Raw genomic sequence first — 23,349 nt, forward strand, 5'->3', positions numbered from 1 at the left:
CAAATGAACAAGGCTGACAATAACATAGTATTAGCAAAGCCTTCTGGCATAACTTTAGAGCAACATAATAAAGATGTTGTAAAGGAATCTTTATCTATTTGTCAGGTTCTTCCTGCTTCTTTGAGTAAATACTCAAAAATGGTCGGGAAGAACTTGACCAACCTTTTATGCGCTTCTGCTGAATGGCATGATGAGGGGAAAAAACATAATAAGTGGCAAACTGCCTGTTGGAAAGACTATCAAAACTACAAAGTCTGGAAAACTAAAAATCCTGAAGGAAATTTCTTAAAATATAGTAAAGAATGTCATGATGAGGCAGGTGAAAATCTAAGGAAAAATAATTTTCGTCATGAGATGGAATCACTAAGTATAGTTGATCAACAAGGTGATTTGCTTATGTCACAAAAAGTAGCAATTGCAGCTCATCATTCTAAGTTAGGGCGTAGATATGAAAACAAATGGGAGGCTTGTGAAGCATATCGTTCAATATGGAAAGAATTCCTAATGACGTCATCAAGTATAACTCTCAAAAATGATTTTTCACTCTTATGTTCTGAACATATAGAATATGATGCGATTAGAGGATTACTTCAATTAGCAGATCATAGAGCAAGTGCAAAAGAAGAAATGGAAGATATTTCCTGCTTAGAACCATTCTCTTATACATTTCCTTACACTCAAAAGCGTGGTGTGCAAAAAATAGTAGAAGATAACTGGAAAAAAGACCTTCTTCTTCTTAGAGCGCCAACTGGCGCTGGTAAAACAGATGCGGCATTATTATGGGCATCAAAGCAGATTGAAGCACAAAGGGCTGATAGATTAATTTTTGCAATGCCAACCCGATTCACATCGAATGCTATATCAATAAATGTCTCTAAGGAATTGGGGCAAACTGGATTGTATCATTCCAGTGCGTGGTCTGTCATTAGTGATAGAGTGAAAAATAATGAGATTAGTTTGTCTGATGCGTTGAATCAGCATAAGATGGCGAGATGTTTATTATCGCCTATAACAGTTTGTACAATTGATCATCTTCTGATGTCTTTGACGATGACACGTGAGGACCATCATCTTATTAGTTATAACTTGGCAAATTCTTGTGTTGTTATTGATGAGGCTGATTTCTATGATGACTTTACTCTCGCTAACATTCAGTATTTACTAAAGGTTTTACATGAATGGAAAGTGCCAGTACTTATAATGAGTGCATCGCTACCTGATTCTTCATTATCATTATATCAGAATACAGGATATAAGATTGATTCAATCTTAGAGGATTCTCATGATGTTAATAATATTCGTAAACGATTTGAAATTAAAGATATTATTGATTATAATGAATTTAAAGATATCGATCCCTTGATTGAAAAATGTTTTGAAATAGGGAATGGAATACTCTATATGAATACAGTGGATAGTGCTATAGCCTTATATAAACATATTTGTAGTAAAAGAACCAAGGAAGAGATTGACAATATCCATCTCTATCATAGTAGGTTTACAGAGCCTGATAAATTGAAAAAGGAAGAAAAAATTATAGAGGCATTAGGTGAAAAAGCATGGGAAGAAGGCACCGCTAAGGGTATCGTTATTATGACTCAAATAGGAGAAATGAGTATAAACATAAGTTCTGAAATCATGATATCAGAATTGTGTCCTATAGATAGAATGATACAACGAACTGGAAGACTTTGCCGATTTTCTGATAATATGGGAATATTATATATTCTTACTCCTTATCGTAATAAAACTATATATCCTGCACCATATGGCATATTAGAGGATAATTGTTGGATACCAAGCAAAGCGTTCTTGATGACAAAAGATGTATTGCTGCAGAAAAGTTACTCTTCTGACGATATGACAATTTTATTGAATAATGTATACAAAGAGAAATTTGAATTTTCATTTGAGGCAAAGAGTAATGTCAAGGAGTTGGAAAAAATGTTTAAATACAATTGGTTAATTTGTCCAAGAGATGTTAGTGATGAAGATGATGTAGAAAATAAGGAATGGAGAAGTAGAAAAATTGTCTATCAAGATGATGTTTTTGTTTGTCCTCCTCCAACGTATCAGTTCAGAAACTATTCTGAGTTCTTAGAATATAAATTACTCTACGCTATTAGTTTACCAGAGTATCTTGTTATCAAGGGAAAAACCAAACTAAATAGAATTGATTCTGGATACGAGGTTAAGATAGGAAAAAATAGCATTGTTAGGTTAAACGTTGTCCGCACCGGTTTCTATGATGACCAAAAGGGGGTGGACTTGACAAGTGATGAGGAGGACAATTTCTTATGATAGTAACAGGTACTCATTTCAACTATTACCAGCTTTGCCATCGCAAACTATGGCTGTTTGCCAATGGCATCAATATGGAACAAGAGTCAGACTTGGTCTATGAAGGTAAGCTGGTGCATGAATCAAGTTATCCGCAACGTACATCAAAGTATGAGGAAGTGGAGATTGATGGTATCAAAGTAGATTACTATGATGCCAAGAACAAGGTCATCCATGAGATAAAGAAATCTAATAAGGTGGACAAAGCTCATGAATGGCAACTGAAATATTACATGTATGTTTTCGAGCAACATGGAATAGATGGTGTGAAGGGCATCTTGGAATATCCTCTTTTGAGAAAGACAAAAGAAGTAATCTTGACAGATGTTAATAGAGATGACATTCAGGTTATATCTAAAGACATCATTCAGATAATCTCTCAAGATGTTTGCCCGTTTAAAGTTAAGAAAGGCATCTGTAAGAATTGTAGTTATTTCGATTTTTGTTATATAAACGAGTTGGAGGAAGAAGAATGAAAAGAAGTTTCTATCTGTTCAATCCAGGCATCATGGAACGCAGAGATAATACGCTGAAGTTCACGCCTGTTATCGTAAATGAAGATAATGAAGAAATCAAGCAGCAACCTCGATACATTCCTATTGAGGATGTTGCGGAACTGTATGCCTTTGGAAGTCTGCGGACAAATAGTGCTTTGTTCAACTTTTTGGGGCAGAAAGGTATTCCTGTCCACTTCTTCGACTATTATGAGAACTATACCGGAAGCTTCATGCCAAGGGAAAGTCTTCTTTCTGGCAAGGCATTGTTGGCACAAACATCTGCGTACCAAAATAAGAAGAAAAGGGTAGAATTGGCGCGTAAATTCATTCAGGGAGCAGCTTGGAATATGGTTATGAACCTCAACTATTATAATCGTAGAGGAAAAGACCTGCAAGATATTATCGATACTATTAAAAGATTGAGTAATACTTTGCCAGATGCTAAGGCTGTAGATGAGATAATGGGAATTGAGGGAAATATCAGACAGGCATATTATGCTGCATTCGATATCATTCTCGATGATTTCAACATGGGATCAAGAACCAAGCAACCGCCAGAGAACGAGGTAAATGCTCTCATTTCTTTTGGCAACATGATGTGCTATACTGAAACTCTCCGGGCAGTTCATCAAACTCAGCTCAATCCAACGATAAGCTTTCTGCATACTCCAGGAGAAAGGCGTTTTTCGTTATGTCTTGATATATCCGAGATCTTCAAACCTATTATCGTGGATAGAGTCATCTTCAAGGTACTCAATAAGCATGCTTTAAGCACCAGTCATTTTGATAAGAAACTCAACAAATGTCTTTTGAACGAAAAGGGAAAGAAGATTTTTGTAAAGGCCATGGAAGAGCGTTATGATGAGACATTCCGTCATCGTTCTTTAGGACGTAATGTAAGCTATAAGCATCTTATAAAGTTGGAATGCTATAAGCTACTAAAAGATATTTTAGGAATAGAAGAATATAAACCTTTTAAAATGTATTGGTGATATGTATGTGATTATAGTTTATGATGTTGGTGAGAAGCGAGTAGGCAAAATGTTGAAGCTTTGCCGCCAATATTTGTGTTGGATTCAGAACTCAGTTTTGGAGGGAGAATTATCTGAAGCTAAACTTCGGGAATTGCAAATGAAGATGAAAGCTATCATTGATGAATCCGAGGATAGTGTCATTGTTTTCACCAATAAAATGGGGTATAATATGAACAAACAGATTCTTGGAAAAGAAAGAATGTCTACCGATAATTTCTTATAAAGAGTTGTCGATGTGGTTCTATTTTTCCGTTTCTAGGTTCGGAAAAACCTCCAAAAGTGTTCTTTGACTTATTGAAACCTCCATAAATAGGCTGGTTGTCGTAAGGCCGCAGAAAAAATATCTTTAGGCATCGACATTTTTTCTGAAGATTTTTTGTATCTTTGCACCCACAAACCTATTGATTCTTCGAGCATCTATGCCTAAGGATTAACGGGTTCTAATCGCACCTTTATGGAATTGAAATTGTTTATCATGGAATAAAGATACCCGTCATTCTTATGTTCTAATCGCACCTTTATGGAATTGAAATATGGGTGGAACGTACTGCAAAACGTCACATAAAGAAAGTTCTAATCGCACCTTTATGGAATTGAAATACGGAAATGTGAAAAAGAACATAATTTAGACGTCTGAGTTCTAATCGCACCTTTATGGAATTGAAATTCAACAGTTTTAAAAGAATGGAACTCATCATTATGTTCTAATCGCACCTTTATGGAATTGAAATCCTACGGCTTTGTTCAAAGCAGCACACCGATAGCCGTTCTAATCGCACCTTTATGGAATTGAAATTTCGTCGGTACTTTTTGCTTTAAATATGATATGCTCGTTCTAATCGCACCTTTATGGAATTGAAATTTAAAGAATTTTGGGAAACGAACCGAAATAATTTTGTTCTAATCGCACCTTTATGGAATTGAAATGATAATCAAACATATCTGCAAAATCTTTTACGAGTTCTAATCGCACCTTTATGGAATTGAAATATCTGATATGGCAAGATTCGGGCTCGAAGATTCCGTTCTAATCGCACCTTTATGGAATTGAAATGGCAGTGAACCGCTTGCAAGGATGAAAGGCATTGGGTTCTAATCGCACCTTTATGGAATTGAAATATTTAAGCCTTCTCTACATAGACGCTGATACATCGTTCTAATCGCACCTTTATGGAATTGAAATTTATACATTTCATCGGGTACCCACCAATCGCCATGGTTCTAATCGCACCTTTATGGAATTGAAATAAATGTGCTTCAATCTGAGAAACGAAATCAGCATCGTTCTAATCGCACCTTTATGGAATTGAAATATGCTAATGCTAATGCGAGTTATCTTAAAAAAGTTCTAATCGCACCTTTATGGAATTGAAATTATCAGGGTCCGGATGTAATGCAGAATGAAAACCCAGTTCTAATCGCACCTTTATGGAATTGAAATTGCCAATTAGCCAATTCAGCCTTAAATTGCTCTTGAGTTCTAATCGCACCTTTATGGAATTGAAATATTAATCATATTAGATAACATAGGCATTTCTTACTTGTTCTAATCGCACCTTTATGGAATTGAAATGTTGTTGGTCGACATGGTGTTACTCTTGTTGGTTGTGTTCTAATCGCACCTTTATGGAATTGAAATTTCAAAATGTATTGTTTCATATCTCTGTCCTCCCGTTCTAATTGTACCTTTATGGAATTGAAATACCTTGTTTGCATCCCGCCGCCGCCAGCCAACGTGTTCTAATTGTACCTTTATGGAATTGAAATTGCGTAGCGATGCTGAACGAACGGAAGTGCTCCCGAGTTCTAATTGTACCTTTATGGAATTGAAATGCCACAGCCCCACACGTAGCCCACAAAGATAGATGTTCTAATTGTACCTTTATGGAATTGAAATTCATAAGGAGACGGGCAAAGCCTGGGCAGATCTGAGTTCTAATTGTACCTTTATGGAATTGAAATTCCTTTCTCCTCGTTAACGGATGGTATGCCGTATGTTCTAATTGTACCTTTATGGAATTGAAATTTTTTCTGAATGAGCTACACGGAAGGAAACAAACTTGGTTCTAATTGTACCTTTATGGAATTGAAATATGATTGAGACATCCAATTTCCGTGCTCAATTTGAGTTCTAATTGTACCTTTATGGAATTGAAATTTTTCATGGGTGCAAAGATAGAAATAAAAATTTGAAGTTCTAATTGTACCTTTATGGAATTGAAATCATTTCAGGTTATGCAAGAGGTGGCTAATAAGCTAGTTCTAATTGTACCTTTATGGAATTGAAATTCATAAGATAAGGATTTAAACCAGCAGCCTCAAGACGTTCTAATTGTACCTTTATGGAATTGAAATTATCGAGTTTAATACAAATTTCCCTTGGATTGTCGGTTCTAATTGTACCTTTATGGAATTGAAATTTTAGCAAAAAGTTTGGTTGCGGTCTGTATTGGGACGTTCTAATTGTACCTTTATGGAATTGAAATGTACATCGCCGTGCGTATAAAAGCTCAATGCTCGGTTCTAATTGTACCTTTATGGAATTGAAATTAATTCTCTGTCTGCTTGAGAGTATATTTGCCGTCAGGTTCTAATTGTACCTTTATGGAATTGAAATTAGGTCTTAGCAGTAAACTTAACAGAAGCAGAACCAGTTCTAATTGTACCTTTATGGAATTGAAATAATCTAAATTAACGACACTTTCAGAACCAAACTGAGTTCTAATTGTACCTTTATGGAATTGAAATAAATGAATGCGGCAAGCCGTGAAGGTTTTTATATGTTCTAATTGTACCTTTATGGAATTGAAATATGTGAAGCGCACCATACTCTCGTTTGCCTCAATGTTCTAATTGTACCTTTATGGAATTGAAATTCGCGAACAGATAAAGAAAGTATCGGAGCAGGTGGGTTCTAATTGTACCTTTATGGAATTGAAATCGATGGGCGATGACTGGGTTATCATCAAAGTCGTCGTTCTAATTGTACCTTTATGGAATTGAAATTTGGTGGTGCTCCTTTTCGTTTACGTAAGTGTACGTTCTAATTGTACCTTTATGGAATTGAAATTCGGTCCATTATTGAGGATTAATTCCGTGCCGACTGTTCTAATTGTACCTTTATGGAATTGAAATGACTACTGCTACGTATGGATCGGTATCTTTCAGCTGTTCTAATTGTACCTTTATGGAATTGAAATTGCGAAAGTAAACAACGCTCAGACCATAAAAATAGTTCTAATTGTACCTTTATGGAATTGAAATTATAATTATCGACACAAGAATGAGAAGACTGCAAGGTTCTAATTGTACCTTTATGGAATTGAAATTCTGGTTTCAATATCAACGAAGAAGCTTCTGGATTGTTCTAATTGTACCTTTATGGAATTGAAATTACAAAGAGAACGGACGAACAGCGACACAAGTATTGTTCTAATTGTACCTTTATGGAATTGAAATCAAAGTCCATATTAGCTTTTTGAACTTGATACTGAGTTCTAATTGTACCTTTATGGAATTGAAATTCAAGGACACTGAATGTTAAACTTTTTGTAGAGCGTTCTAATTGTACCTTTATGGAATTGAAATAAAGAAACAAAAGGCTAGTGTTTTTCATAGGTATGTTCTAATTGTACCTTTATGGAATTGAAATACAGACAAATCAAAAATAGAATCTTGCAATCTGTTGTTCTAATTGTACCTTTATGGAATTGAAATTGACGATGGCAGAGATGTGAAGCTCCTGAAGTTCAGTTCTAATTGTACCTTTATGGAATTGAAATTAACAATGAGCGAAGCGAGAGGAAGGGCAGAGGGCAGTTCTAATTGTACCTTTATGGAATTGAAATAGGTATCTGCGACGTTTTGGCGGTTTTTCCGCTTTGTGTTCTAATTGTACCTTTATGGAATTGAAATTGGTCGATGCAATATTCAATAGCTAGATTGATAACGTTCTAATTGTACCTTTATGGAATTGAAATAACCTTCAAGGGTAAGACGGGCGCGGACTGGTACGTTCTAATTGTACCTTTATGGAATTGAAATTTTTATTATTCTCCTATTACTTTTCAAGCATTCTTGTTCTAATTGTACCTTTATGGAATTGAAATAAGATACAAAGGTCTTAATCTTGTATTCATCGTGCAGTTCTAATTGTACCTTTATGGAATTGAAATACTACAACCTGCATATCCTGCGAGAAGGCGTATCCCTGTTCTAATTGTACCTTTATGGAATTAATTCAGAAGTACTGATAGCTTTAGTATTATACCGCAATCTCTAGTTATAAGTGTTCAGAATGTGTCTCCTCCAGCCACAGCATTCGTCTCCTCCGGTCACTGCATTCGACTCCTTCAGCTATCGCATTCGTCTCCTCCGGTCACTGCATTCGACTCCTTCAGCTATCGCATTCGTCTCCTTCAGCCACTGCATTCGTCTCCTTCAGCCACTGCATTCGACTCCTCCAGCTAATGCAGCCGTCTCATTCTGCCAACTCAGCCGTCTCATTCTGCTAACTCAGTCGTCTCCTTCAGTCACCGCAGCCGTATGTGTCAACTCAATGAAGTAGATGAAGTCGTGAAATGAAGTGGATGAGTTCGCATAATGAAGTTCATGATTTCTGCACCATTGCCAATACATGCGAATGGTAATGCAAAAAGTGGTTTACTCCTACCTTTATGATTCTTATACGAAAATGTTTTTCTGTTTTTGTTGCCACATCTATCACCTATACGTTTAACTCTCTGATTATAAGTGAATAATGCGTGGCAGTAAGCGGTGTTTCTGTTGCCACCTAATGCCACGCATTGCCACACTCTTTGTAAGCGTCTCCGCGTTTATACCTTGCATAATTCAAAAAAAGCAGTAACAGCTGATTAAACTAATGCTGTTACTGCTTTTTCCATCGGTCAGGAAGTAAGTCTCTATATTTTTCCAATGGGGTATTGGGTTGCCATTCTGCAGTCTTTTCTATTACGTCGCATATGTATTCAAACAGATTAATGCCATTCAGCCTGCATGAGATGGCGATGGAATATAGGATAGCCGCCCGGCTTGCTCCTTCGTGCGAACCAAAGAACATTGAGTTTCTTCTTGATAGTGATATGTACCTCTGGATTCTCTCAATATAGTTGTTATCGAGAGCCGTATCACCTCTTTTGAAGATGTCACAAATGGCATTATATTCATTAAGGGCATAACCGACCGCCTGCGCCAAGGTAGACTTGGGCAGCAAATCCTTCCTGGAAGATATTTCCTCCAGTTTCTCCAATAAATCCTGTAAAATGTCCGGTGCATATGACTGCCGATAGGCTAGATGGTCTTCAACGGTCCATCCATTTACCCCAACCTTATGTTTTTTGTCTTCTCGATAAAATCTGTTGAGGATATCTACGACTTCCTGAGCATCCTTGTCTTCCTTGCCGCAGTCGATGAAATCTCTCTTGACATGCTGTAGGCAGGCGATTCTCATAATGTCAGGATAAGCATCCGACTCCAGTTTCCGGTAAGGAGCATATGCATCACTCTGTATGGTACCTTTATAATCAGAGAATACGTTAAGTATGACCTGCTCTGAGCGTGATCCATCCTCATATACGAAGAAGACAAGTCCCAGTTTAGGCGCACTTACAGCCCAGAAGTAGCCTTTCTTCGACCCCTTGTCCGCAGGCTTTGTCTTGGCTAACAGTACTTTATGGTATGTCTCGTCCGCCGAGACATAATCCTGCTGCAACACTACTTGGCAGATAGCCTTATAGAAGTTTTCCAGTACATCGGCACTTCTGGCAATCAGCTTGTTTGCCGTGGTTTTCCTTAACGTAAACCCATTGTCGGCAAAGTATTTGATGATTCGCTCTACCGGCATGGAATAGATGTATCGCATCTGCAGGAGTCCTGCTGCAAAGGAAGGTGAATAGGAAGAATTCAACAACAGAGCCGGCGGAGTTTTCCCCGGATACATGATACTTCTATCAGTATAAGTGTTGATGTGATACACGGTCTTGATGAATTTGATGGGTTCCATGCTGTAACGTATACAGGTACGAGTTCCGAAGAGACGCAACGTCTTCAAAAGCCCTGCATCCATGACTGGATCTATCGTAACATGCACCTCTTTCATCTCGTAATGCATGTCACGCTTGGCACCGTTGTTTTTGCGTGCCTTTCTCTTTTCGGCCTGCTCTGTTTTCTTCTTGTCAAATTCCTCCTGCGTCATCGAGGCTTGTGGATTCTTTTCCTGACGTTCGGACTTCTTGCCTGAAACGAGCTTGCCGAGTGCCTTGTTCTGACGATTCGCTTTGTCAATGGCGATTCCTTTCTGGACGAGTAGTTCTTCTAATGACTTTATACGTTCAATGAGTTCGTTGACCTGTGCAGTCAACGAACTCACCGTAGCATTAGCTTGCTGAAGCTGTTCGTTTGCAAGCTGAAGCTGTTCCTTCAAAAGTACTATAATTTCGTCCTTTTTCATAGTGCAAAGGTACGAAAAAATATCGAGACATGCAAGGATTTTCAGATATTTATTTTTACTATCTTACTGATATACAACCTATTAAACACAACCTTACACACCTACAGATTAAGCCGTTTTCGATATCTCATACTTTTCAGGCAAATTCCGCTCATGATGGCAGATAGCGTCTTGTAAGGCATTTTGCATTGTTTGCTTTGGGAATCAAAGAATGGCAATTCAAAGGTTCCTCGCTCCAGTCGCTTCTGGTACAGCAGGAAACCGTCGCCATCCCATTTGATTCCTAAGACATAGCCAAATTTTTGAGCAATTTTTTGTGTTAATAAATATAAAAGAGGCGTTTTGAAGCATACAGGCACTAAAATATCGGTAGCAGAAATGGTCAAAAATGATTTTTCTGTTACAAATCAACACGGAACTCGTTCTTTTAATAGCGTGTGGCTAGATTCCTAATTAGTTATCCGTGTTTGTGTCTTTACAAGACTCTAAATGGCAGTAGCACAGACTGCTATAGTTCACTTGTTTCGGACTTATGATATTGCAAGTTTTTCATTGCTGCTCTTTGAATCCAACGGTTCCCATTTTCTGTTCTGCTTACCTATGGCGAACATTCTGAGAACAAGTTTGAACTTAACGGCATTCAATGCCTTGCGTTTAGTGTCTGAATCTTGCTTACCTCCTAATTTACGGTTATAAAATGATTGTAACTCTGCATCATATTGTACAGCAACTGTGGCCGCCATGGATAGATCCGCTTTCGCCTGACCATCACAGCGTGCTGAAGGTCGGGGACGCCATCTCACACTGGTGCCTGAAGTGTGGGAGTGCGGTGCCACGCCGACATAACTGGCATATTGCCTTGCTGTTTCAAATGCGGTAAAGTTTCGGGTAATGACAATGACATTTATGGCATTGACGAAGCCGACTCCTGGTATTGTCAGAAGATTCTTGTAAGTAGCCAAAAGGCTATCGTCTGTAGCCAGCAACTTCTGCTCTTCCAACTCGATGTTATCAATGTCACGGCTGAATTTCTTGATGTAGCCATCATATAACTGGGCATCTTCCTTTGTGGTGCACAGCTGTCTTCTGTTCATGAAGCATGTACGCTGTTCCACCAGGAACTTACGCTCATTCATCAGTGCCTTGAGTCTCTGCATGGTCTTGTCAGGCATTTTATAAGGCTTGACACATTCGGTACCATTATAGCGATAGAGAAAGTCTGCAATCTTGGCAGAGTCAATCTTGTCGCTCTTGTCCTTGGGTTCCATGGGATAATGCTTTACCACATGGGTGGAGAGCATGCAGAACTGATAGTTCCTGGCATTAAGAAACTTCTCCAGTTCCATGGAATAGCTGCCGGTGAACTCCATTCCAAAGAGACAGTTCGAGAGAACCACATGATTCTTCTTGAGCCATGTGCACATTTCGCCAAATCCCTTGCGGGAATTGTTGAATACATCGTGAGAAAAGTCCTTAATTGGGGCTTCTTCACAGAAAATTGATACGTCAATGACATTTTTTGAGATGTCGATGCCGATAAATGATTTATTTTTCATACCTTTGTACCGCATTTTGCAGGAAGGAGCTCTCTATGTCAGGGTAAGCCACATCTTTTAAAAGCTTCCACGGCTAATTCCCTAAACGGCACTTGACCTGGCATTTCAGGCTGGGGAGACTAGATCAGGGAAAGGTCTTTGTCTAAGACAAAATAGTTCACTACCCCCGTCCGGAGTTCCTTCCATTTCAGATGCTCCGGCAAAGGTAGTGAAAAAAACGCAGACAAAAGACTTAGTCGGGAAATAGTTATGCTCTAAGAAGTGCGATAGTTCACTTTTGCTGCATTTTAGTTCTTATATGCATCTGTCTCCACATATGGTGTTCCACGCTTTATCACGGCAAACATACGAAGGACTAGCTTGAACTTGATGGCATTGAGTACGATGCCACCGCATTTTTCCTTTCTCTTGCGTATCCAATAGTCTCTTATTGAAGGATTGTTCCTTATGGCGGAAAGGACAGCTATGGATAAGTCTGCCTTGGCTTCAGAAAAGCCTTTCTTGGAAACACCCGTTTTCTTTCTTACTGAGGTACCAGATTCCTTTTTAAAAGGGGCTATTCCTATGTAACAGGCATATTTGCGAGGATTGCTGATTGCAGTGAAATTTTCCGTCAATACAATGGTTTCCAACGCTATGATGCGACCAATGCCAGGAATGGAGGTCAGCAGATTGTAATTCTTTCTGATGCTTGTATCTTCATTCATGTAGCTGTCAATCTCCTTGTCTATTGCTTTCTGGTTTTCCTGCATGTTCTTCAGCAGGAGTTTCTTGCGTTCAACGGATAAGTCTGTGTCGTATGCGCAGATATCATGAAGCTGTTGCTTGTAAAGAACAGACTGTTTGGTGTTCTGCTTACGCTCAGCCAGCAATCTCTTCAACTTGAAATAGACAGATGAAGGAAGTTTGGAGGGATTGCGAAGAATCTTCTTGTGGTTCTGCTCACAATAGATTGCTATTCTGAAAGCATCCAGTTCATCAGTCTTGATACGGTCTAGAGAGCGCTGGTCATCATCCAAGTCTGGCTCGAAGCGATGCATTTTGCGAGGTTCCACCATACCATAGATATATTCTTTGGATTCCAGCCATAATCTGAAGTTTTGATTATAAAGTCCAGTATATTCCATACAGAACAAAAAGGTAGCAAAGTCTTTTCCTACCTTTGCAACCCAGGAGCCAATCTTTTTGAATCCAGCATCATCATTGCTCACCTGAATATGGGCATTCTTCCAATCGATGGCTTCACCATCATAATAAGCAAGGTCGAGAGTCTTCTTGGAGACATCTACGCCAAAATACAGTTCTTTATCCATATTATTAACATTTTAATATTAAATGGATACAAGAAAACATTTGGCTTGGCGAAGGACTGAGTCAAATGATAGTGATATTCTAGAGCATTTTATAGTTCACCTTAACACCCGTTAACCAATTCGTTTAAACTTGTTTCCGAGTGCAAAGGTAAAAGAGCATTTTTACCTGCTGGCGGTTCTTTGAGAAGAAGATGAAGACGGCACCACCGAGTGGCGGCAGCTCCATCTCCGTCCTCACAATCTGGTACAGGCCATTTATGCCCATGTTCATTCGGACATATCGCTGGCAGACGTAATACTGGGTATTTTCGTTTAGTCCAAACATAGCATATCCTCCTTTTCATAAAGTTTCATCAGATGCATGACAGATTTGGCGCTACCTTTCTTGATGGTGACTATCGTTCCATTTGGGAAGGTTAGGGTTATGCCAAAAAGATAGTTCTCTAGACAGACGGGTTCGGATGGCATTTCCATGGGAAGGAACATCATCCCAGTGTCCTTGGCTATTGCCTCGGAACATTCCTTACGGGCTTCGGCCTGAAGCAGACGAATCTGCTGTTTGGCTAACCTAACAGAATAACCTTTCTCTGACATCCATCTATGCATCGAGCGATGGTTTACATGCCGTTCCTTTAAAAAAGGAATCAAACTGGCTTTTGGATTATGATTCAAATGAATCTGGAAGGCATTCCATGCCCTCTCATAACGTTCTGTTGCTCTCATAATTTCGTTGCTTTTAAAATTATGGTGCAAAGGTAAGAACTTTTACGATAAAGGGCAAGGTATAAACGCGGAGCCGCTTACCACTCTTTTTATGAGAGAATGAGATGGAAAGTGAGCAGGTTATTTCCTAACTACCAGATACTCAGTACCAAATCTTGTTCTTCGGTTCTTCAAACCTTCTATATTCTGAAGCTCTCTGCCCAATTTCTGTATACTCGAAACCTGGAGAGAAGAGCCGAATTTCTGCTTCAAAATGTCGAAAATGGCGGCTGCCATCAGATATTCGCCATTTCCCGGGGTACTTGCAGGCTCAAAAACCTGCAGAAAACATTGCTTGATAGGGGAAATCTGTTCAAATTGTCTGTTATGTTGCATGATGATGGCGGTTTCCTTGGCGTCGAAATAGGATTTTTCGCCACGCTCCAGAGCTTGCATCGCCTGCGCATAAAGTTGCTCATAGTTCAGTCTGCCACTCACATCGATAGGTCCCGTCAGTTCTACTCCCAGGAAACGGCGGTTGCCGGATGGGTCGGAAAGAATATCGGTCATGTTGCTCGTGGCAATGAAGGAGGCTAGACGAGGAAATTCCTGTACATGACTTCCGTATGGCGGCTTGATTTTCACCGTTGGCAATTGCAGCAGATTCTTCAGAAAACCCTGCTGAACCTGTGGCGAAATCTGATTGAACTCATCGAGATTGATAAGCAGAAACTGTGACATCGCCTGCAATACCTGACGCTTTTCTGACAGAATCATATTATCGCTGAAGCCCCACGACAGTTCGCTCGGTATCAGACGGCGACAGAAGGTGCTCTTGTTGTAACCTTGCTTGGAAATGAGCAGCGGCATGGTACTGTTGCCATATTGACGGCGATACATGCCGCGCCACTGCTCAACCATTCCCAAAAACCAGGTGTAAAACCAGTCTTCCCAATGAGGATTGTTGGTGGGTATGGTTCGTGCCAGGGCACGGATGCGGTCCTTGCCGTCCCATTTTCCCAGACAGTCATAGAGATAGGACTCTATCGGACTGTAGTTTCTGATGCGGTCTGACTCTAGAAAATTCCTTACATCCTTGATGCTTACGTGGATGTCGGCTATCTGAACATCCAGCGTCATGCTTTTCTGCACACGGGCATCCACCGGTCTGAAATCGCCAACCCATGAATTGTTCGGGCGGTATTCGGTATATTTCATCACGGTATTGCAACGGAACTGGTACCGGCTCTCCAGGTATCTGATCATCTGCAGGATGTCGGCACGTCCTTTTCTGGCAGAGGCTGATATCTCCATCCTCTTGTCTTTGGAATGGGTATCGTAAGCGGTGCCCACTATCTGGCGGAGTTTCTCTTCTGTCACATGTCCCCAGTTGTTGCGGCGGATATGGATGAAAGCTTCTTCTTCGCTGAGGCCCATGTTGCAGAGCTTGATGGCGATGGCTGAGAAACCGGCAAGGAACCGGTCTCCATCGTTCTGCCATGAGATGTTGGCTTTTTTCATCTCTTCCTTCGTCTCTTCTGCTGCCTTGCGGTAGAGGAACTCATAGTCATCGTATGTCTTTAAATCGTCTACATTTTTAGGGGCTGAGGCTACCTTCTTCATATTTTGGGAGATGCGCATCGCCACTGCCTTACTGTTATAATAAGGAGAGGCATCCAGCGTAAGCATGAAGTTGGATGCCATTGATGGCTTTTCGGGTTTGATGGCTGCCTGTACCTGCGACTGGTAGAGCGTCTTTACCTGTTCGTAGGCAGACTGGTAGAGTAAGTCGGCGTCGGCTTCTTTTGTCGGGATTTTTCCTTCTTCGTTGCAGATGCTTACGAGCACGATGAGGCTTCTGCCGTCGGCTCCTTCGAAGGCAGCAAAGGTCATCGGCAGCAAACTGACCGTCTTCTTGACGGCATCTTTTTCCTGGTCCGACATGAGGTTGATGAAGTGGAGCATCACCAGCCCGTTTGATTTCTGGAAGACGAGATTGCCGCTTTCATCCTTGTTGAATTCTGCGGCTGGATAAACGTGCTGCCATTCCTTGATGCCTTTGTAGTACTGGTAGTCGGCCTCCATGAGTGGCACACTCATTCTGAAATTGGTGACACTCAGCTTGGCATCATCTTTAGCGATGCGCTCCAGAAACCGTTCTACGGTTTTCGAACTGACCATCAACTTGTTCTGCTTGTTGATTCTTGTAATAGTAAACTTCATATTTCTGTTAATTTATTGATAGGGTGATACTTAGGATTGTCGATGGTTTTGCCCAGCTTTGCCCAAGGCGTTGGGCAAATGTGCCCGTCGTCTCGGTCATCCGTGCTCATCGTGTTGGTCATCCGTACCCGTGTACATGGGTACGGATACTCATGTACACGGGTACGAGTGACCATGTACGTGGGTTAAAATCTTTATCGGCGTGCGGCTGTTAATAGTTGACCTCTTCTGCATAGCGGTCGAACCTCATGTTGGTGTATCCATGTTGCTGGCACCATTTCAGCACGTACTGCTGCTGTTCAGGCACGAGTCCTGTCTGTCCTAATTTATAGCGATAGTATGAAGTCTTGCTTCCGAAGTAGGAAGTCATGTGTACTCTGAAACTGGCTTCGTCTTTACGCTTCAGTTCTTCAAGAATATTCATAAAGCCGTATGCCATTTTCATCATCTGCAGCTGCAGGAAATGTTCGCACTTGTTGTCGTGGTAGGCATCGGGATAGATGGCGTAGCCTTTGGTCTGTTCCGGTTTTTTGTAGGTTACGGACAGATAGTGTGCACATTCCTGAGCCAGTGGACATTGCTGGTTGAAGCAATAGTCCCATGAGTTGTAAGCACTTTCTTTGTTGAAGTAGAGTCTGACTAAATCTGCTTGTGTCATTGGTTTTTGGGTTAAATGTGTATAAAGTGGTTTCACAGGAGTCGCAAGCTTCTAGGTGGAATCGGCAGGAATTTTTCCTGTTGGTTGCAAAAATACAAAAAATGTTCGAAACCGCATGCCTTTTTCTTCACTTTTTTAATGTTTTTCTGCGAAAACAATAAGTATTCCTCTGCTTTTTCGCTGAGAATCCCCCGTTTTTCGCCCGAGTGTGGCAATAGGTGGCAATAGGTGATAATAGAAAATGCCCTTATTGTAACGCTTAAATAGCTAAAAACCAATTGGTTAACTAGAAGTGTGGCAATAGTGGCAATAGTTTTAGAAAAACTTTCCCATACATAGGCTTTCCTCTTTTACTAATAAATGTTATATTCCCGCCATTCCTTTTCCAAATCATTCGTTTTCTCCCGAATTTACAGTACTTTTGCAGTAAGTATCTAATTAAAGATTAAAAGTGAAATTTAAAATAAGGTATAGATTATGCGATACAAGAATATCATATTTGATTTGGGTAATGTCCTGGTGAAGCTCAATCCGGAAGGATGCATCGGGGCTTTCAAGGCGATAGGAATGGGGGAACTGGCTAATCCGAATCCCCAGAGTGAAGGGATGAAGCTGATGAGCAAACTGGGTGTGGGGATGATTACCACCGAAGCATTCTGTGATGCATCCATACCTTCCAGAACGTGAAGTTCGATGATTGGCTTTCACTTCGATTCTGACGGAAATGTCAGAATCGAAGCTTTTATTAAAAGGCATCAGAATGATTTGTCAAATGGTGTCAGGCAGGCATAGAGCGGAACGTTGATCATCCAGTCTTGATCCTTATAGGGAAGCATGGAGTAGCGAAGTCCCTTCAGTTGCGGATTGTTGGTGATGAATGTTCTGAGAGATTTCGCCTTAACGTTCACCTCTGCCTTTACTTCTATCGGTATAACCCTGTCGTGCCATTGGGTCAGGAAATCAATCTCTATTGTGGAGTTATCCACAGCATGATAGTATAATGGAATATCCTGGCTTTTCAGCTGGGTGAAGACATATAGTTCTGTAAAGGCACCTTTATATTCAGAGAAAATGCCATCGCCCACCAGCATCGATTCTGCTGAAGTCTCTGCCATCGCTCCCATCAGTCCCACATCGAGCATGAAGAGTTTGAAGGCGTTCAGGTCTTCATAGAATTTGAAAGGGAGGCGTGGGGTATTGACTCTCTGAACCTTATATGCCAGTCCTGCATCTATCAGCCATTGGATGGCCAGTTCGAAATCTGCGGCTCTGGCACTTTTCTTCACGGCTCCATAGATGAACTTCTTGTTCTCTTTGGCAAGTTGGGCAGGGATACTGTCCCACACCATATTAATGCGAGGCACTTCTCTATCTGGTGCGTGCTTCGAGAAATCTCGGCGATAGTCTTGTATAATCTGCTTTTGGATGGAACGGACTTCCTGTAGTCCCTTCTGCTCTACATGGGCGAGTACGGCGGCTGGCATTCCTCCTACATAATAATATTGTCGCAGCAGGCTGATCAATTCTGTTTCCAGTAAATTGATGACGTTCCAATTTCCTTCTTTCAGGATGCTTGCCAGTTTCGCTTTTCCCATGGCATCGAGGAATTCGATGAAGTTCATCGGGTAGAGGCGCAGCTCTTCTACTTTTCCTACTGGATATGATACCCCGCTATGGAGTGATATTCCCAGCAGGGATCCTGCCACGATGATATGAATATCAGGAGCATCCTCGCAAAAGAACTTTAAAGTTTCTAATGCTTTAGGACAATCTTGTATCTCATCGAGTACCATAAGTGTATCGTTGGGGGTAATATCTACCTGGCTGATGGCGGAGAGTGCCATCAGTATATCAGCTGTTGTGCCGCCTTTTTCAAACACTTCTGCTGCCTTCTGATTTCTGTCGAGACTGAAGAATGCAAGTTTTTTATATTCTCTTTTTCCAAATTTTTGCAGGATATAGGTCTTGCCTACTTGTCTTGCTCCGTTGAGAATCAGAGGTTTATGATTTTGCTTGTTCTTCCATTCTACGAGTTTGTTATAGATGCTTCTTTCCATGATTTACACTTTTTCTAACGAATAATCGTATGAATTCCGCACTTTTTCTGACGAATAATCGTATGAACTTCACACTTTTTCTGACGAATGGCGGAGCAAAGATACACTTTTTCTAACGAATAACCAAGGAAAAGGCCGACTTTTTCTCTTTTTCCTTCAAAACTTAATATTTGTTATACATTTGGGATTATTCTCTTTTTCCAATAAAATGTTATACCTTTGTGGGCTCATAATAACTAACAAATAATATCAAAATGAATTTTTACAAGACATTAGGACTGAAAAATAGTCGTATCGACGTGGCTGATGCCTTGAGAGGATTGGCCGTAGCAGGTATTATTCTCTATCACTCTGTGGAGCATTTCAATATGTACGATGGAAGCATAGCGCATGCTTATACGCTGGGATGTGATGATTGGATGGCAGGTGGATGCATCGGTATTGAGTGAGGTGTATGGAAATATGTATAATGGTCATCAGCACGGCACCTTCCTGGAGAATGCCTACAGTAACCTGCGATACGGACAGGTGGCTACCTATTACTGGTGCCTGATGAAGGGAAGACATACGCAGACCATCTGCCTTTTCGTACTCGGAATGCTGGTGGGTAGAAAGCGTTGGTTCTATAATGAGAACAACAACCTGGCTTTGTGGAAGAAGGTGCTGGCGGTTTCCATCCTAGTATTGATTGTGGGAGGCATCGCTGATGTGCGCCACATGGAAACATGGAACAATTGGCTTTATCCTATCTACAACTTCTTCATCCTCTCGTTTGTAGTATCAGGATTCGTTTTGTTGTGGTACGGAAAGGAATGGTTCAGAAAGGGATTGTCGTTCCTGCGCCAGTTTGGTAAGATGAGTCTGACCAACTATTTCCTCCAGTCTATCATCAGTTGCGGACTGTTTGCTTATTATGGCTTCAATCTCCAGACGAAGCTCGGCATCACCTACGCTTTCTTTGTGGGCATCGCCATGGTGGTAGTACAATGCCTCTTCTCCAACCTCTGGCTCAAGTATCACTCCCATGGTCCTTTCGAGGGAATTTGGAAGAAGCTGACCTGGATTAAGTTCTAAAACTTTAAGATTTTGAGATAAAAAAAGGTGTGTCATAAATCCATGATACACCTTTTTTTATCTCTTATTGATCCTTTCTGGATATTTTATCCACGACAATGGCGATGGCGCCAGACACGATTTCCTTGAATTCCTGGAAGATGTTCTTCATGGTGCGGCTTTTTTTAATCTGTCATGCTCACTATAAAACTTTCATGATGTTCGAAGGTGGGCGCTGCGCCATGAGTTCCTGCTTCATATAATCCATGTAGGGCGCTACATGCTGATAATAATGGTAATAACCCGGACAGAGATAGTTGAGACCGGAATCGCCATACTTATTAATGCGGCTTATCAGAAGGTAAAAGTAGTTATAGGCATATCCTTCTTTTACGTGAAGCTCGATGATTGGCTTTCACTTCGATTCTGACTTCTTATCATCTGACAGGAAGCCCTATCTTGTTACACACATAATAAAGCGAGAAAAATGATATATATATAAATTATTGCCACAAAAACAACATGTCCGATAGCAAAATGTCATTTTTAAGGCTAAAAACAAGTGGTTGACCCATATCAAGAAAAACATATTGCAATGATATTTCTCGGCAAAAGATGCTGTTATTCGATAAAAAAGTGTTAACTTTGCACTCGTGTTTAAGGAATAACAAATAATAAATTTTAAAAAGGTTAATAATTATGATGACTATTTTTACAATGGCTTTCGCCGCAGTTATGTTTTCAGGTATGGTTCTTTGCATGGGCATGTTCTTGAAACACGTAGTAAACTCAATTCCAGAAATGACTAACATGAGCCATTCTGTTAGCTTGAGCAAGTAAGAATAGAACATACGATATACATAATATATATATGAATCACTTTAGAAATAGAGAGATTTATATAAAGATGAGGGTGCGTCATAAGTCTGTGACACACCCTCTTTTGTTTTTTATTTATCCTTTCTGAATATCTTATCCACGACTATAGCAATGGCGCCATCGCCGGTTACATTGCAGGCGGTACCGAAACTGTCCATCGCAATATAGAGGGCTATCATAAGTGCTTGCATATCAGCATTGAAACCTAAAACTGAGGCTAGCGGACCTAGCGCTGCCATGACGGCTCCTCCCGGAACTCCCGGAGCTGCTACCATGCAGATGGCGAGCACGAAGATGAAGTTGAGGAAGAGGGGGAGATTGCAAGGCATACCATTGATGAGACAGATGGTGAGCGCACAACAGGTAATCTTCATCATTGATCCCGAGAGATGGATGGTGGCACAGAGCGGAATGGTGAAGCCGGCAATGCCATCGGTGACGCCGTTTTTCAAGGTCTGCTTCAGAGTTACCGGAATTGTGGCTGCTGATGATGATGTGCCAAGTGCCGTGAAGTAGGCTGGCAACATGTTGAGCAACAGCTTAAACGGATTCTTATGGGACAAGCCGCCAGCCAACAGATATTCGTAAAGTAAGATGACGATATGAAGTACGAGAATCACGAGGATAATCTGTGCGAAGACCAGCAGAATGTGGTAGGCTTCGCCGGAGAAAGTCATGCCCAGGAAGATGCCGAAGATATAAAGGGGCAGTAGGGGAATGATGACTTTGGCAATGACACCTGATACGATTTCCTTGAATTCCTGAAAAATCTTCTGCATGGTGCGGCTGCCTTTGTGGGCAATGCCCAATCCAGCTATGAACGAGAACACAAGTGCACTCATCACATCAACCATGGCTGGTATCTTGATTTCGAAGAAGGGTTTGAGTTCTTCTGCCTTATCTACTGCCACATGGGCAGAATTGGCAATCATGTGTGGAAAGAGTGCCGAACCTGTACCATAGGCTAGCAGACCAGCCAGGATGGTGTCGGCAAAGGCGATGCCCACGGTGGCAAGAAGGAGTTTTCCGGCTCCGTGACCGATGTCGGCAATGGCTGGTGTTACGAGACCGATGATGATGAGCGGTATCATAAAGCCCAGAAACTGGCTGAAGATGCCGTTGAAGGTGAGAAACGCTCTGACGGCCGCTTCATTGAAGAAATTGCCGAAGATTACACCCAACAGGATGGCAATGATGATTCTTGCCAATAGTGGCATTTTGATTCTTTTCATATTCGTAAAATTGCTTTTTGCCTACAAAGGTACGATATTTCTGACTTTTTTCCAAGTATTTTGCTGTTTTTTTAGAATCTGTCATGCTCACTATAAAACTTTCATGATGTTCGAAGGTGGGCGCTGCGCCATGAGTTCCTGCTTCATATAATCCATGTAGGGCGCTACATGCTGATAATAATGGTAATAACCCGGACAGAGATAGTTGAGACCGGAATCGCCATACTTATCTTTCATGAAGCGGTTCTTTGGGCATTCTCCATGACAGGCAAACTCCATGTCACACTCCTTGCACTGACGGGGAAGAGAACTGTGTTTCAGACGGCTGAACTCCTGCTGCTGCTCACCATAAAGCATGTCGATGAGCGAATGGTCACGGATATTGCCCAACTTATACTCCGGAAAAACGAAGTGGTCGCAGGAATAAACGTCGCCATTGTGCTCCATCACTCCCGCATGACCGCATTCCTTGGAATAAGCACAGATGCCGGGAGAAATACCCATCCAGTTTGCCAGCGTGCAGTCGAAAATCTCAACGAAGATTTTGCCCACATCCTTCCGAACCCATTCATCGAAAATTGCACAGAGAAAGTAGCCCCACTGCTCCGGCGCAACCGATGCCTCGCTCAGAGAAATCTCATCCTTGTCGGCAAGACTTGCCAGGGTACGGCCATCCTCATGTCGGGTCAGTCGCTCAACGATAGGTGTGAACTGCAGAAACTGACAGCCGTTTTCCTTGAAGAAGCGGTAGAACTCCAGTGGATGATTGACATTATAGGCATTTACCACCGCCATCGCATTCCATTCTACCCCGTGTTTCTTCAGCAGTTTGATGCCTTGCATCACCTTCTTCCACGATGGTTTTCCCGCAGCCGTCAGCCGGTAATGGTCATGATAAGGCTGCGGACCATCGATAGAGATGCCTACCAGCCAATGGTTCTGGGCAAAAAACTCGCACCATTCATCGGTCAGCAACGTGCCGTTGGTCTGAATTACGTTGTCGATGCGCCTGCCTCCAGCATACTTTTGCTGTAGGGATAAAGCCTTGCGGTAGAAGTCGATGGAGCGCAGCAGAGGCTCGCCACCATGCCAGGTGAAGAGCACCTGGCTCATGGTTTGCGCCTCTATATATTCTCGGGTAAACTGTTCCAGCATCTCATCGCTCATCAGATGTCGCTGAGCAGTGGGATAGAGCTTGTTCTTCTCCAGATAATAACAGTATTTGCATGCCAGGTTGCAATGGGCACCCGCAGGCTTCAGCATTACATATAGTGGCTTGGCAAAGGGATTTGCTATGTTGTCGTTCATCATTTTTTCTTGAATCTAGTTGTAATTT

18 protein-coding genes, 1 pseudogene and 1 CRISPR repeat array are annotated in these 23,349 nt (G+C 41.2%); of the genes and pseudogenes, 7 read left to right on the top strand and 12 right to left on the bottom strand.

Features of this window, described 5'->3' with window-relative positions:
* Window positions 1–3 precede the first annotated feature (3 nt).
* From cas3 to cas2, 4 genes are read left to right on the top strand one after another with little or no spacing between them, the layout of a single operon-like run.
* A complete protein-coding gene (cas3, locus tag RCO84_RS01210; protein ID WP_317583569.1) occupies window positions 4–2,301 on the top strand; it encodes a CRISPR-associated helicase Cas3' in 2,298 nt (765 codons plus the stop codon).
* Complete coding sequence (gene cas4 / locus RCO84_RS01215; RefSeq protein ID WP_317583570.1) at window positions 2,298–2,816, top strand: CRISPR-associated protein Cas4; 519 nt, start codon at window positions 2,298–2,300, stop codon at window positions 2,814–2,816. The genes cas3 and cas4 overlap by 4 nt, the downstream gene beginning before the upstream one ends.
* Window positions 2,813–3,829, top strand: a complete 1,017-nt coding sequence (cas1b, locus tag RCO84_RS01220; protein ID WP_117693558.1) for a type I-B CRISPR-associated endonuclease Cas1b — start codon at window positions 2,813–2,815, stop codon at window positions 3,827–3,829. The genes cas4 and cas1b overlap by 4 nt, the downstream gene beginning before the upstream one ends.
* Window position 3,830: 1 nt before the next feature.
* Entirely contained in the window at window positions 3,831–4,094 is a 264-nt protein-coding gene (gene cas2, locus RCO84_RS01225) for a CRISPR-associated endonuclease Cas2 (RefSeq protein ID WP_118255157.1), read from the top strand.
* 214 nt (window positions 4,095–4,308) lie between these two features.
* Window positions 4,309–8,113: direct repeats of the CRISPR family, unit length 30 nt; unit sequence GTTCTAATTGTACCTTTATGGAATTGAAAT.
* Between the two features lie 646 nt (window positions 8,114–8,759).
* Here the strand turns inward: cas2 and tnpC are convergent.
* The 8 genes from tnpC to RCO84_RS01260 form a co-directional block, all read right to left on the bottom strand.
* Complete coding sequence (gene tnpC, locus RCO84_RS01230) at window positions 8,760–10,340, bottom strand: IS66 family transposase (protein ID WP_317583572.1); 1,581 nt, start codon at window positions 10,338–10,340, stop codon at window positions 8,760–8,762.
* Window positions 10,341–10,441: 101 nt separating this feature from the next.
* Window positions 10,442–10,699, bottom strand: a complete 258-nt coding sequence (gene tnpB, locus RCO84_RS16915; protein ID WP_373690109.1) for an IS66 family insertion sequence element accessory protein TnpB — start codon at window positions 10,697–10,699, stop codon at window positions 10,442–10,444.
* A 171-nt stretch (window positions 10,700–10,870) separates the two neighbouring features.
* Window positions 10,871–11,896: an IS110 family transposase gene (locus RCO84_RS01235; protein ID WP_264957586.1), complete on the bottom strand. Its 1,026-nt coding sequence runs from the start codon at window positions 11,894–11,896 to the stop codon at window positions 10,871–10,873.
* 287 nt (window positions 11,897–12,183) lie between these two features.
* The gene (locus RCO84_RS01240; protein ID WP_287851789.1) at window positions 12,184–13,209 is read right to left on the bottom strand and encodes an IS110 family transposase; all 1,026 of its coding nucleotides are present in this window, start codon (window positions 13,207–13,209) and stop codon (window positions 12,184–12,186) included.
* 124 nt (window positions 13,210–13,333) lie between these two features.
* Window positions 13,334–13,534 carry an IS66 family insertion sequence element accessory protein TnpB gene (tnpB, locus tag RCO84_RS01245; protein ID WP_144155435.1) on the bottom strand — a complete coding sequence of 67 codons (201 nt, stop codon included), beginning with the start codon at window positions 13,532–13,534 and terminating at the stop codon, window positions 13,334–13,336.
* Window positions 13,522–13,932, bottom strand: a complete 411-nt coding sequence (locus RCO84_RS01250; RefSeq protein WP_317583575.1) for a hypothetical protein — start codon at window positions 13,930–13,932, stop codon at window positions 13,522–13,524. The genes tnpB (RCO84_RS01245) and RCO84_RS01250 overlap by 13 nt, the downstream gene beginning before the upstream one ends.
* Before the next feature lie 120 nt (window positions 13,933–14,052).
* Window positions 14,053–16,134, bottom strand: a complete 2,082-nt coding sequence (locus RCO84_RS01255; RefSeq protein ID WP_317583576.1) for a VapE domain-containing protein — start codon at window positions 16,132–16,134, stop codon at window positions 14,053–14,055.
* A gap of 211 nt (window positions 16,135–16,345) precedes the next feature.
* Entirely contained in the window at window positions 16,346–16,792 is a 447-nt protein-coding gene (locus RCO84_RS01260; RefSeq protein WP_006848382.1) for a DUF6078 family protein, read from the bottom strand.
* Between the two features lie 477 nt (window positions 16,793–17,269).
* Between RCO84_RS01260 and RCO84_RS01265 the strand changes: the two genes are divergently transcribed.
* Complete coding sequence (locus RCO84_RS01265; RefSeq protein WP_287798474.1) at window positions 17,270–17,479, top strand: hypothetical protein; 210 nt, start codon at window positions 17,270–17,272, stop codon at window positions 17,477–17,479.
* 68 nt (window positions 17,480–17,547) lie between these two features.
* Here RCO84_RS01265 and RCO84_RS01270 read toward each other — a convergent pair whose 3' ends face one another.
* Window positions 17,548–18,849, bottom strand: coding sequence for an ATP-binding protein (locus tag RCO84_RS01270; protein ID WP_317583577.1), 1,302 nt, complete (start codon window positions 18,847–18,849; stop codon window positions 17,548–17,550).
* A gap of 254 nt (window positions 18,850–19,103) precedes the next feature.
* Here RCO84_RS01270 and RCO84_RS01275 point away from each other — a divergent pair, with 254 nt between their 5' ends.
* On the top strand, window positions 19,104–19,298 hold the full coding sequence (locus RCO84_RS01275; RefSeq protein ID WP_264901258.1) for a hypothetical protein: 195 nt from the start codon (window positions 19,104–19,106) through the stop codon (window positions 19,296–19,298).
* Complete coding sequence (locus tag RCO84_RS01280; protein ID WP_317583578.1) at window positions 19,240–19,923, top strand: DUF418 domain-containing protein; 684 nt, start codon at window positions 19,240–19,242, stop codon at window positions 19,921–19,923. Before RCO84_RS01275 ends, RCO84_RS01280 begins: the two co-directional genes overlap by 59 nt.
* Window positions 19,924–20,104: 181 nt before the next feature.
* Here RCO84_RS01280 and RCO84_RS01285 read toward each other — a convergent pair.
* The 3 genes and pseudogenes from RCO84_RS01285 to RCO84_RS01295 form a co-directional block, all read right to left on the bottom strand.
* A pseudogene (locus RCO84_RS01285) lies at window positions 20,105–20,236 on the bottom strand (anaerobic sulfatase maturase); the annotation flags it as partial.
* 616 nt (window positions 20,237–20,852) lie between these two features.
* Window positions 20,853–22,013 carry a dicarboxylate/amino acid:cation symporter gene (locus RCO84_RS01290; protein ID WP_117728424.1) on the bottom strand — a complete coding sequence of 387 codons (1,161 nt, stop codon included), beginning with the start codon at window positions 22,011–22,013 and terminating at the stop codon, window positions 20,853–20,855.
* Window positions 22,014–22,103: 90 nt separating this feature from the next.
* On the bottom strand, window positions 22,104–23,321 hold the full coding sequence (locus RCO84_RS01295; RefSeq protein WP_317585489.1) for an anaerobic sulfatase-maturation protein: 1,218 nt from the start codon (window positions 23,319–23,321) through the stop codon (window positions 22,104–22,106).
* Between the last annotated feature and the right edge of the window lie 28 nt (window positions 23,322–23,349).

The organism is Segatella copri (assembly GCF_949820605.1).
Lineage (GTDB): Bacteria > Bacteroidota > Bacteroidia > Bacteroidales > Bacteroidaceae > Prevotella.